This is a genomic window from Cupriavidus sp. FW305-3-2-15-C-LB2 (assembly GCF_058787575.1).
This window is the reverse complement of sequence record NZ_JBYSZW010000001.1, coordinates 336,215-347,572: the sequence shown is the minus strand read 5'-3', so window position 1 is coordinate 347,572 and position 11,358 is coordinate 336,215. Positions and strand designations below refer to the sequence as shown.

The 11,358-nt window shown below is 62.8% G+C and carries 11 protein-coding genes and 1 pseudogene; 11 read left to right on the top strand and 1 reads right to left on the bottom strand.

Annotated features, from left to right (window positions below):
• Positions 1-22: 22 nt before the first annotated feature.
• The 7 genes and pseudogenes from AC3WRR_RS01815 to AC3WRR_RS01785 all read left to right on the top strand — a co-directional run bounded on the left by AC3WRR_RS01815 (position 23) and on the right by AC3WRR_RS01785 (position 6,925).
• Positions 23-1,630, top strand: coding sequence for an AMP-binding protein (locus tag AC3WRR_RS01815; protein WP_492295963.1), 1,608 nt, complete (start codon positions 23-25; stop codon positions 1,628-1,630).
• A 20-nt stretch (positions 1,631-1,650) separates the two neighbouring features.
• Positions 1,651-2,112, top strand: a complete 462-nt coding sequence (locus tag AC3WRR_RS01810) for a MaoC family dehydratase (protein ID WP_011154309.1) — start codon at positions 1,651-1,653, stop codon at positions 2,110-2,112.
• A gap of 129 nt (positions 2,113-2,241) precedes the next feature.
• A complete protein-coding gene (locus AC3WRR_RS01805; RefSeq protein WP_492295961.1) occupies positions 2,242-3,219 on the top strand; it encodes a Bug family tripartite tricarboxylate transporter substrate binding protein in 978 nt (325 codons plus the stop codon).
• A 33-nt stretch (positions 3,220-3,252) separates the two neighbouring features.
• The gene (locus tag AC3WRR_RS01800) at positions 3,253-4,230 is read left to right on the top strand and encodes an NAD(P)H-dependent flavin oxidoreductase (protein WP_492295959.1); all 978 of its coding nucleotides are present in this window, start codon (positions 3,253-3,255) and stop codon (positions 4,228-4,230) included.
• A gap of 202 nt (positions 4,231-4,432) precedes the next feature.
• Positions 4,433-5,551, top strand: coding sequence for a muconate/chloromuconate family cycloisomerase (locus tag AC3WRR_RS01795; RefSeq protein ID WP_492295957.1), 1,119 nt, complete (start codon positions 4,433-4,435; stop codon positions 5,549-5,551).
• 29 nt (positions 5,552-5,580) lie between these two features.
• Positions 5,581-5,862: pseudogene (locus AC3WRR_RS01790) on the top strand (muconolactone Delta-isomerase family protein).
• Positions 5,863-5,917: 55 nt separating this feature from the next.
• A complete protein-coding gene (locus AC3WRR_RS01785) occupies positions 5,918-6,925 on the top strand; it encodes a tripartite tricarboxylate transporter substrate binding protein (RefSeq protein ID WP_492295955.1) in 1,008 nt (335 codons plus the stop codon).
• A 343-nt stretch (positions 6,926-7,268) separates the two neighbouring features.
• On the opposite strand, the gene AC3WRR_RS01780 is transcribed toward AC3WRR_RS01785, so the two are convergent.
• Entirely contained in the window at positions 7,269-7,484 is a 216-nt protein-coding gene (locus AC3WRR_RS01780) for a hypothetical protein (RefSeq protein ID WP_492295953.1), read from the bottom strand.
• Between the two features lie 262 nt (positions 7,485-7,746).
• Between AC3WRR_RS01780 and AC3WRR_RS01775 the strand changes: the two genes are divergently transcribed.
• The 4 genes from AC3WRR_RS01775 to AC3WRR_RS01760 all read left to right on the top strand — a co-directional run bounded on the left by AC3WRR_RS01775 (position 7,747) and on the right by AC3WRR_RS01760 (position 11,270).
• On the top strand, positions 7,747-8,637 hold the full coding sequence (locus AC3WRR_RS01775; RefSeq protein WP_492295951.1) for an MBL fold metallo-hydrolase: 891 nt from the start codon (positions 7,747-7,749) through the stop codon (positions 8,635-8,637).
• Between the two features lie 98 nt (positions 8,638-8,735).
• The gene (locus tag AC3WRR_RS01770) at positions 8,736-9,650 is read left to right on the top strand and encodes a LysR family transcriptional regulator (RefSeq protein WP_454750505.1); all 915 of its coding nucleotides are present in this window, start codon (positions 8,736-8,738) and stop codon (positions 9,648-9,650) included.
• 253 nt (positions 9,651-9,903) lie between these two features.
• Positions 9,904-10,602 (top strand): 3-oxoacid CoA-transferase subunit A, encoded by a 699-nt coding sequence (locus AC3WRR_RS01765; RefSeq protein WP_492295949.1) that lies wholly within the window; start codon positions 9,904-9,906, stop codon positions 10,600-10,602.
• Positions 10,603-10,607: 5 nt separating this feature from the next.
• The gene (locus tag AC3WRR_RS01760) at positions 10,608-11,270 is read left to right on the top strand and encodes a 3-oxoacid CoA-transferase subunit B (protein ID WP_492295947.1); all 663 of its coding nucleotides are present in this window, start codon (positions 10,608-10,610) and stop codon (positions 11,268-11,270) included.
• The last annotated feature ends 88 nt before the right edge of the window (positions 11,271-11,358 follow it).

Below are 11,358 nucleotides of genomic sequence, written 5' to 3'. Positions count from 1 at the left end.
ATGCAGCAATATGGGAGGCCGCATGAAGGCGAATCTGTGGAGCCTGATCGACGCGCACCTGGCAGAGCACCCTGATGCGGTCGCATTCATAGAGGGTGAGCGTGCCATCACCCATGCAGAGTTCGATCTGCTGTGCCGTCGCACAGTCGCCTGGTTGGACGCCCAGGGTATCGGCAAGGGAGACCGGGTAGGTGTGTGGCTCGTCAATCGCATCGAATGGCTGGCGCTGTTCTTTGCGCTGGTGCGCGTCGGCGCGACGCTGGTGTCGGTCAACACGCGCTATCGTAGTGAAGAGGTGAGCTACCTCATCGAAAAGAGCGGCGCCCGCCTGCTGGTGCTGCAACCGGGCTTTCGAAAGATCGACTTCTCCGGGATTCTCGATGCCATGGATCCCGCCTCGCTGCCCACGCTGCAAGCCATCGCGGTGGTGGATGCCAGTCCGGCAACGCCCGCCCGTCTGCTAGGCCGCCCGGTGGTGCCTTTCGATTTGCATATGCGCGAGCCGGTGCAAGGGCTGGATGAATCCGATCCCAATGCCTGCGCCATTTTGTTCACGACCTCGGGTACCACCAAAGGCCCCAAGCTGGTGATGCACCCCCAACGCACGCTCGTCGATCATGCCTGGCGTTGTGCAGACGCTTATGGCATGGATGCGGATGGTGCGGTCATGCTGGCCATGCTGCCGTTCTGCGGCGTATTCGGGCTGAATGGCGTGCTGGCGGCGTTCGCGGGGGGCGCGCCCGTGGTACTGCTCGAGACGTTTGAGGGGCCTCAGGCCGCCAGGCTGCTGGCTGACCAGCGTGTCACGCACACATTCGGCAGCGATGAGATGTATCGCCGCATCCTGGACACGGCACCGGCGGACCGGCCATTTCCGGCCGCGCGGCTATTCGGCTTCGGTGCATTTACTTCAAGCTTCTCCGAATATGCCAGCGAGGCTTGCGTACGGGGCATTCCACTCGCAGGGCTGTACGGATCGAGCGAAGTCCTCGCATTGTTTTCCTGCCAGCCGATGACGCTGCCGGTGCAGGCGCGCATCGAAGGAGGCGGCCTCCCGGTGGCACGGGGCGAGGCCACCGTGCGCATCCGTGATGTCCAGACGGGGGAGTTGCTGCCTGCTGGACAGTCCGGCGAGATTGAGATCAGCGCACCGAGCTTGTTCCTGGGGTATGACCACGATCAGGACGCCACCGCTGAAGCGATACGTCCCGACGGCTTTTTCCGAACTGGAGACCTTGGTCATCTACGCGCCGACGGCACTTTCGTGTATGAAACGCGCATGGGCGATGCGATTCGCCTGGGCGGGTTCCTGGTCAACCCGGTCGAAATCGAGGCCGTGCTCAAGCGCTTCGAGGGTGTCGCCGATGCGCAAGTGGTCGCCGTGGAAATCGATGGGCAGACCCGCGTGGTCGCTTTTCTGATCCTCACTGACGGTGCCCGGCTAGCCGAGGCCGATGTCATGGCCCAGATGCGCGCCCAAGTGGCGCCGTTCAAAGTGCCCGCGCGTGTCTGGTTCGTCGATGCCTATCCGGTCACGCTGAGCTCCAACGGCGTGAAGACCCAGCGCAACAGGCTGCGCGATCTGGCACTGGCGCGGCTGGCGGAACCTGTCCCGGCCGCCGGCGCGTGAACCCCTTCCGGAAAAATTTCATGCCGACTACGCTTTATTTCGAGGATTTCCTTCGCGGGCAGGTGTTCGAGAGCACTGGCCGCACCATCACCGAGACCGACCTGACGATGTTCTCAATGCTGTCTGGAGACTGGAATCCGATCCATGCCGACGCGGAATTCGCCAGGGGCACGCGCTTCGGACAACGTGTGGTCCACGGTGCGCTAGGCATCGCACTGGCCACCGGCATGCTGCATCAGCTCGGAGTCTTTGACAAATCAGCCGTGGCCATGATGTCGCTGCAGAACTGGACCTTCGCGGCCCCGATTTTCGTTGGCCAGACGCTGCGGCTCAGAATGGAGATCCTAGAAACAGAGGCCGGCACCAGCAAGCGCGTAGGGCGCGTGAACCGGCGACTGCAGTTAATCGACCAGACCGGTGGCGTGATCCAGGACGGCACGACCGACGTGCTGGTGCTCAAGCGCGACGCCCAGGCAGCCTGAGCGCGCGCCACATCGCCGCTCTCCCCTTGATCCGTTTCAGCGGGGTATCCGATCGCAGAATCGGGGCTCCTGTCCGCGACCGCCCGTGCGGTGGCGCATTGCAACCCCAGACGAACACCAGGAGACACCATGCAATCCCTGATCAGACTGACCGGCATGCTGGTCGCCCTAACGGTTGCCGGCACCGCAGCGGCACAGAGCTTCCCGAGCAAGCCGGTGACCATCGTCGTGCCGTACTCGGCCGGCGGGCCGGTGGACAGCTTCGTGCGAGGGCTCACGCCACGGCTTGCCGATGCGTGGAAGCAGCCGGTGGTGGTGCTGAACAAGCCTGGCGCCAATGAAATCATCGGCGCCGAGTTCGTCGCCAAGAGCGCGCCGGACGGCTACACGCTGTTTGCTGGCACGGAAGCTGCGCTAACCATGAACCAATTCCTGTACAAGAAGCTGCCGTACAGCCCAGACAAGGACTTTGCCGAGGTGTCGCGACTCGTGGCACTACCGTTGGTGTTCTTCGTGCCGAAGACCTCGCCCGCCAATTCACTCAACGAGTTCATCGCGCTCGCGAAGAAGGTTTCGGCAAGCAAGCCGATGACCTACGGCTCCTCTGGCGCCGGCGGCATCGCGCACCTACCCATGGCGATGTTCACGCATAACGAGAATCTGACCATGGTGCACGTCCCTTACAAGGGTGCCGCGCCACTGATCCCAGAAGTGATCTCAGGGCAGATCGATGCCGCCGTGCTCGGCGTCTCGGTGATCGAGCAGCACGTCAAGTCGGGCGCGCTCAAGGCCCTCGCCGTCTCGGCGGGCACGCGCTCGGCGGCGCTGCCCGATGTGCCCACCTTCAAGGAGTTAGGGATCAAGGAGATCAATGCGGTCTTCAATATCGGCCTTGTGGCGCCGCATGGCACGCCGACCGCGCTAGTGGAGAAGATTTCCTCTGACGTCAGCCGCATCGTCCAGTCTCCAGACTTCCGGAGAAAGTATATCGATGCGTTCTCCTATGTCGCGGTGGGCTCCACACCAGCGGCCTTCAAGGATTTTCTGGCACAAGACCGAAGAATCCAGAGCGAACGCGTGAAACTTTCCGGTGTGTCGCTCGATTGAGCCGAACTTAATCAACTCAAGGGAACCACCATCATGGCTACCGCCCCCCATCTGCCTCCCATCCTGCAGAACCTGACCTTGCCAGTGATCTCGTCGCCAATGTTCACGGTGAGCTATCCGGAATTGGTGCTAGCCCAATGCAAGGCCGGCATCGTGGGTTCATTTCCCGCATTGAATGCGCGTCAGCCGGAATTGCTCGATGAATGGCTGACGCTGATGAGGGAGGAGCTCGACACCTTTCGGGCGGCCAATCCCGGCGCGATTGTCGGGCCGCTCGCGGTCAACCAGATTGCCCACACTTCCAATGTGCGGCTGGAACAAGACGTAGCAACGTGCGTGCGCCATCGCGTGCCAATCTTCATCACCTCACTGCGGGCGCCGGTTCGGGAAATCGTCGAAGCCGTCCATTCCTATGGCGGCATTATCTTCCATGATGTGGTCAATCTGCGCCATGCAGAGAAAGCATTGGAAGCTGGTGTTGACGGGCTGATTCTTGTCGCTGCCGGTGCCGGTGGACATGCTGGAACACTGTCGCCGATGGCTTTGGTAGGTGAGGTCCGTCGTCGCTTCAACGGTCCCATCGCGCTGTCCGGCGCTATCGCCACCGGCGATGCAATTCTTGCGGCGCAGGCCATGGGCGCTGACTTTGCCTACATCGGTACGCGCTTCATCGCCAGCGAGGAAGCCAATGCGAGCCCGGACTACAAGCAATCGCTGATCAAGGCCAGCGCGTCTGACATCGTCTATAGCAATTTATTTTCCGGTGTGCACGGAAACTACGTCCGCGAAAGCATCGAGCGTATTGGGTTGGATCCCGATAATCTGAGAGAAGGCGAGAAATCCAAGATGAGCTTTGCGGATGGTCGCTCCAAGCCAAAAGCTTGGAAGGATATCTGGGGCGCCGGGCATGGCGTGGCGCAGATCCATGACATTCCTACCACCTCCGAGATCGTGAGACGACTTAGTCGTGAGTACGTTGCTGCGCGCGATCGTATTGCACGATTGCCCTGATCCCAAGACAAAAGAGCATCGCGCAACACAAGTGCAATCACTGTGACTGCGGTATCCGACTTTCTCGGAACCGTGGGATCTGGTGGAAAGGGCTCGAATCTGAAAAGGCTCTCCCGTCAGATCTGTCTTGCTGACGTCACCTTGAACACTGTCGGTAGTGGCATTCGAACACTCCATTCCGGGCTATATACCCTGCACAGACATGAAGGCGACAATTCAATCGATAGAAGCCATTCTGGTCGACTTGCCTACCATCCGGGTACACCAGCTCGCCATGGCCACCATGCAGCAGCAGACGCTGGTGATCGTGCGGCTGCGCTGCTGCGACGGCATCGAGGGCATCGGCGAGGCCACCACCATCGGTGGGCTGTCTTACGGCGATGAGAGTCCGGAAGGCATCAAGCTGACCATCGACACCTACCTCGCCCCCGCGCTGGCCGGGCAGGACGCCACGAACGTCCACGCCGCTATGACACGGCTGAATAAGGTGGCGCGCGGCAACCGCTTTGCCAAGTCGGCGCTGGAGACTGCGCTACTAGACGCACAAGGCCAGCGCCTCGGCGTGCCGCTGGCCACGCTGCTGGGCGGCAAGGTGCGCGACACCCTGCCGGTGCTGTGGACGCTGGCCTCCGGCGACACCGCGCGCGACATCGAGGAAGCCGAGCGCCTGCTGGCCGAGCGCCGGCACAACACCTTCAAGCTGAAGATCGGCCGCCGCAGCGTGCGTGACGACGTGGCGCATGTCTCCGGGATCAAGCGCGCGCTGGGCGATCGCGCCTGCGTCACCGTCGACGTCAACCAGGCCTGGAACGAGGCCGACGCCGCCACCGGCATCGCCGCGCTGGAAGCCGCTGGCATCGACCTGATCGAGCAGCCCACGCCGCGCGAGCAGCGGACGGCGCTGGCCCGGCTGGCCGCGCGCTTCATTGTGCCGATCATGGCAGACGAAGCCGTCTGTGGGCCGGAAGATGCCATGGATCTGGCTCGCCTCGGTGCCGCCGACGTATTCGCGCTGAAGATCGCCAAGTCTGGCGGCATCTTCGGCATGCTGCGCACCGCCGCCGTGGGCGACGCCGCCGGCATCGCGCTCTATGGCGGCACCATGCTGGAGGGCACCGTGGGCACGATCGCCGCCGCGCATGGCTTCTGCACCCTGCCGCAACTGGCCTGGGGCACCGAGCTGTTGGGCCCGTTGCTGGTGAAGGACGATATCGTCGTGAAGCGCCCCGAGTACCGCGATTTTCGCCTGCACTTGCCCGAAGGCCCGGGCCTAGGCCTCACGATTGATGAAGCCAAACTGGCGCACTACCGTCGAGTCTGATCCCGCACAGTTTCTGAAAGAGGATTGCCATGCTCTATCCGGTCCGTATGGATGTGAACCTGCCGCACGATTTGTCCGTCGGGCCGCCGGACGACCTCAAGGCGCCCGAAAACGCCTACGCCCAGCAGCTGCCGCAAGAAGGCAAGAAAACAAGTGGCAGCAGCTCTATTGCGTCGTCGGCCAATACGCCAACTACAGCATCCTCAACGTGGAATCGAACGACGCCCTGCACACGCTGCAGTTGGGCCTGCCGCTCGTCCCGTACATGACGATCCACGCCGCTAGCAAAGAACCCGTCGTCGATTCGATGAGTGCCGCGCCATTGATTTAGTCCCTGTATTTGAACCTGAACCCTGAGAGGAGACTATGAAGACATTGTTCCAGCGGCGGGGTAGCACCTGCCGCGCAGGCACCGTGGCACTCGCCACAGGCCTTTCGTTTGCACTGGCATTCGCAACTGCGGCCGCGCATGCCGCCTATCCCGACCGCGCCATCCGCTGGGTAGTGCCGTTTCCTGCGGGCGGTGCCATTGACAATATCGCCCGCACGCTGGGAGACGACATGTCGCGCACGCTCGGTCAACCGGTCGTCGTGGAGAATCGGCCTGGCGCCGGCGGCAATATCGGCGCCGAAATGGTCGCGCGCTCGCCCGCCGACGGCTACACAATGATTATCGTAGGCAACGGCATGTCCGTTAACTCCGCGCTATACGGCCAACTGACGTATGATCCTGTCAAGGACTTTGCGCCCGTTTCGCTGCTGGCCGTGGTGTCCAATGTATTGGTCCTCAACAAGAACCGAAGGCAAGAAGGCAGCGTCAAGGAGGTGATCGCCCACGCCAAGGCTTCGCCCGGCAAGTACACGTACGCTTCGGCTGGCAACGGTACTTCTATCCACCTCGCGGCTGCGCTCTTCAACTCGATGGCCGGCATCGACATGCTGCACATCCCTTACAAGGGCAGCGGCCCTGCCATGTCCGACATGCTGGGCGGGCAGGTGGACTATATGTTCGACAGCATCACGTCGGCCAAGCCGCAAATTGACGCCGGTAAGCTACGCGCCATCGCAGTGACCACTGCCAAACGCTCCAGTGCGCTGTTGAACGTGCCGACGGTGGCCGAAGCCGGACTTCCGGGCTATGAGCTATCGCCCTGGTTCGCCGCCTTCGTGCCGGCTAAGACCCCGCAGCCAGTGATCGAGTCGCTGAACCGAGCCATGCTCGAGGCACTGAAGAAACCGGAGGTGCAGAAGCGTCTGGCCTTGATCGGTGCCGAGCCGATCGGCAGCACGCCCTCCGCCCTGCGCGACCACCTGGCGAAAGAAAGCCAGAAGTGGGGCGTGCTGATCCGTGAGCGTGGTATTCGCGCCGACTGACCGCACATCGTGCCTGGTCGACCAAATGGACATTGTTCGGCGACCAGCGCATTTGTTGAAGCTCGCATACGCTGGTTCAGTACCTGATTGCTTGGCTTCAAGCGCGAGCAACTCGCTAGTCGCCAGCTCCGGGATGTACTCCGTCATCGGGCTCTCGGTCCACGCTATGCTCGGCCACGCGCTCAAATGTAAGTGGGAGGCACCCAATGCGCAATGAGACGGGTCATCTGCTGCCACGTTAGGCCGCACTTCTGACTCCGGCGACGCAAAGTGCGGTACCACGGTCGGGCAATGCAAATACGGAAACGGTCTAGCGGCGCTGTCCGTTGCGCGACACCCCGAACTACCGCACATGCCGGATCACCATCGCGCTCAGATACCTCTCTTGCTCCGCGATGGTCTGGTGCATGCGCCTGCGCAGTTGCTCTTTGACCGCCACCAGCTTGGAGCGCATGCGCTTGGCGCTGGTCACCCGCAGGACCGCGAACTTCCCTTTGCGAATCTTCCCGCAGCAATGCGAGAACCCAGGAGGTTTCAATGCGTATTGTTGATTCGCCAAGGCGCTGCGATACCTTGTAGATATCGAATCCAACATTTTCAGTCTTGGACACCCCAAGACTTGTGACTCATACTCTGACACGCATGCGAGTGTGAAATGCACCGCACGCATGAATCTGCCTGAAACCCCTCTTTTGGAATGCAAAATTGGCGGCGGGATGAAGATCACCGATGCTTGACGCCGGCCAATTCGGGCCTTGGCCATACCGCAAAGACAGGTCCCAAGGCGGGCCATCGCAACACCAGAAAAGGAGACACGGCACATGATGCAATCGCGCACCCTCGGCGACCTGAAGGTCACCCGCATCCTCGAATACGCGGGACCCACGCATGATCCCGCCTTCCTCTTCCCGGACATCGACCGCGCCGTGCTCGATGCCAACGCTGACCTGATGGCACCGCACCATTGGATACCACACATGAACAAGCTGATCGTGACGATCCAGTTCTGGGTAGTGCACGCCGGCGACAACATCATCGTGGTGGATACCGGCGTGGGCAACTTCAAGCCGCGCGCCGGCATTGCGCGTATGAATATGCTCAACACGCTGGTGCGCGAGTGGATGATCGCCGCCGGCGCACCACCGGAGAAGGTCACGCATGTGGTGATGACGCACTTGCATGCGGACCATGTCGGCTGGAACACTACCTGGCACGACAACCGCTGGGTACCAACCTTCCCCAATGCGCGCTACTACATCCCCAAGGATGACTTTGTCTTCTGCGACGAGGGTCGCAACAAGGAGCCGGACGTGGTGGATGTGTTCGGCGAGTCCTTTTTTGACAGTGTCATGCCGGTGGTCACGGAAGGCCTGGCAGAAATGATAATGCCCGGGCAGGAGATCGCCGGCTGCCTGCAGGTCGAGCCCGCCTCGGGCCACAGCCCTGGCCAGGTGGTGTTCCGCGTCCGCTCGCGGGGTGAGGAAGCGATTTTCTGCGGCGACATCCTGCACAGTCCGCTGCAAATCGTGCGCCCTGACATGAATTCCGGCTATTGCATCCGCCCCGACTTGGCGCGCAGTACGCGCCTGGCCTTCCTCAACCAGGCCGCTGACCGCGAGGCACTGGTCTTGCCGGTGCATTTCGGCGAGCCCTACTGTGGCTACGTGCGCCGCCAGGGCGAAGGCTTTCGCTTCGAGCCCGCCACCTGGTGACCAATGGTAGCCACGGCACGGCCGCTTTCCCGCCGCGCGCCTACCCGCCCTCGCGGGTATGAGCGTGGCACAGTCAGTTTGTGCGTGAGAACTGTGGCATGGCCGTTCCCTTCGACATCACCGATTTCCGCCTCTTCGTCAATGTAGCGGAGACGCGCAGCCTGACCCGTGGTGCGGAGCGTTCCTTCCTCTCCGTGCCGGCAGTCAGCAACCGCATCAAGAATCTCGAAGACACGCTGGGTGTGCGCTTACTGGAGCGCTCGCCCCAGGGGGTAGCGTTGACGGCGGCCGGCGAGGTTTATCTCCAGCACGCCCGCGTGGTGCTCGCCGAACTGGAGCGGCTCACAGGCAACCTCCAGCCGTTCACTGCGGGCCTTTCGGGGCAGCTCAAGCTGGTGGCCAACACCACGGCCATCACGGAGTACCTGCCACCGGTGATCGGCGACTATCTCGCCAGCCACCCGGACGTGCGCATCGACGTACGTGAGCGCCTGAGCGACGACATCGTCCGCCTGGTGCGCGAAGGTGCCACCGATCTGGGCATCATCTCCGGCAATGTGCCCACCGCGGGCCTGCAGGCGGTGCCCTTCGTCAAAAGCGCGCTGATTCTGGTTGCACCACTCGGCCATCCGCTGCTTGCGCAGCGCGAGGTCTGGTTCGAGCAGTCGCTGGAATACGCCTTCGTCGCGCTGCTCGAAGGCAGTGCCTTCCAGATGTTCATGACGCGTGCTGCCGGCGCGCTGCACAAGCCCATGACCATCCGCGTGCATGTGGCCAGTTACGACGCCATCTGCCGTATGGTCGCCGCCGGGGCTGGCATCGCCATCATGCCAAAGGCCGCGTTCGCGCGCCTCAAGGGCGAGCAGCCGATCGGCGCCTGCAACCTGCGCGATGACTGGGCCATCCGCACCTTCCAGGTTTGCGCGCGAGACCTGGAAGGCCTGTCGAGCTTCGCCCGCGAGTTCGCCAACCGGCTGATCGGCCGCTACGCACCGGGCGGCAGCGCTAGCTAGCTCCCTTGCCTGCTTGCACCTGCCCCGTACCCGCTCGATGTCAGCGCCGAGACCGGCTCGCGCGGGTTCGTTGTCGCCCGCCTTCGCAGATATAGAGATTGACGAGCATAGCGTTCCTCCCGCCGCAAGCAAGCGTGCTGTTGCCCGGCCTCACCACGCCTTAACCCAGCGCTAAGGGAGCTTGCAGAACCCGAAATTGTGAGGCCACCGACTGCATGGCAACCTACTCTCGCAGACAACAAGGACGCGAGACATGATCGATAAGCTTTACAGAACGGCGCGCGAAGCCATGGACGATGTCCCCGATGGCGCCACCATCGCGATTGGCGGATTCGGCGGCGCCGGCATGCCCGACGAACTGATCGACGCTCTGATCGAGCAGGGCGCCAAGGACCTCACGGTGGTCAGCAACAACGCCGGCAACGGTGACACCGGGCTGGCGGCGCTACTCAAGGCCCGCCGGGTACGCAAGCTGGTGTGTTCCTTCCCGCGCCAGCGCGATGCCTACGTATTTGAGGAACTGTACCGCGCCGGCCAGATCGAGCTGGAAGTTGTGCCGCAAGGCACGCTAGCCGAGCGCCTGCGCGCCGCCGGAAGCGGCATCGGCGCCTTCTACACTCCCACCGGTTACGGCACGCTGCTGGCTGAGGGCAAGGAGACCCGCCAGATCGACGGTCGCGGCTACGTACTCGAGTACCCCCTCCCTGTCGATGTCGCGCTGATCAACGCCGCGGCCGCCGACCGCTGGGGCAACCTTATCTATAACAAAACCGCGCGCAACTTCGCGCCCGTCATGGCAATGGCGGCAAGCGAGACGATCGCGGCCGTAGCTCGCGTATGCGAACTAGGCGAGCTAGACCCCGAGGACGTCGTGACGCCCGGGATTTTCGTTAGCCGCGTAGTCCTGCGCGACGGCGCAGTCGCACAAGCTGAAGTCATGCAGGCAGGGTGAGAACGATGGATCAATTGGCAAGAAACATGCTGGCCGCGCGCGTGGCGCGCGACATCCCCGACGGATCGTATGTCAACCTCGGCATCGGATTGCCCACGCTGGTGGCCAACCACCTACCCCGGCACCGCGAAGTCATCCTGCACAGCGAAAACGGTGTGCTCGGGCAGTGGTCGGCCGCGGAGCCGGGACAGGAGGACTGGGACCTGATCAACGCCGGCAAGGAAGCCATCCGCCTGGAGCAAGGCGCGGCATTCTTTCACCACGCCGACGCCTTCGGCATGATGCGCGGCGGCCATCTTGACATCTGCGTGCTTGGCGCGTTCCAGGTATCGGAGCAGGGCGACCTGGCCAACTGGCACACCGGCGCGCCCGATGCCATCCCGGCTGTGGGCGGCGCGATGGATCTGGCCATCGGGGCCCGGCGGGTGTTCGTCATGATGGACCATCTCACCAGGGACGGGGCCAGCAAGCTGCGCCGCCAGTGCAGCTATCCCTTGACCGGCTTGCGCTGCATCAGCCGCGTCTACACCGAACTCGGCACCTTCGCCATCGGCCCGCGCGGCGTGTCGGTCATCGAAACCGTCGGCGACATGTCGCCACAGGCGCTGCAGTCGGTGACCGACGTGGAACTCGACTTCACCACCCTGCTACGGCCCGAATACGCATGACACCGGGCACCGGCGCCGGTGCCTGTTTAAACACAGGGTGCAACGCCGGCCGCCCATCCAGACAGATCGACACAGAGAGGAGACAAAC